Annotated in this window: 1 protein-coding gene; it reads right to left on the bottom strand. The window is 42.3% G+C overall.

Annotation, left to right across the window (positions count from 1 at the left end):
- On the bottom strand, positions 1-286 hold a 286-nt coding region (locus HMPREF2984_RS09410; RefSeq protein WP_142350442.1), incomplete at its 3' end, for a transposase family protein.
- Between the last annotated feature and the right edge of the window lie 71 nt (positions 287-357).

The raw sequence follows: 357 nt of genomic DNA on the forward strand, positions 1-357 counted from the left end.
TCTGGACGAGGGAGGTTTCGGCGACAGCCATTTTCCTGCATCCTTTACAGCGAAAGCGCCGTTTTTTGAGTCGGATAAGGGTTTTGTATCCTGCTGTTTCCAGATAAGGGATTTTAGAAGGTTTCTGGAAGTCGTATTTGGCCATCTGTCCCTTGCAGGCAGGGCATGGAGGGGCATCATAGTCAAGGTGGGCCAGGATTTCTTTGTGAGTACCGGCATCAAAAAGATTGTCTATTTTGATATTTTGGTCTTCAATTCCAAGAAGTTTTGTGATAAACAATTCCAAGAAGTTTTGTGATAAAATCGAGTTATTCCATATGAGGCTTTCTAATGTGAGTTTGGTCGCTTTTCATTATA

The organism is Streptococcus sp. HMSC066E07 (assembly GCF_001814695.1).
In the GTDB taxonomy this organism is placed as follows: Bacteria; Bacillota; Bacilli; order Lactobacillales; family Streptococcaceae; genus Streptococcus; species Streptococcus hominis.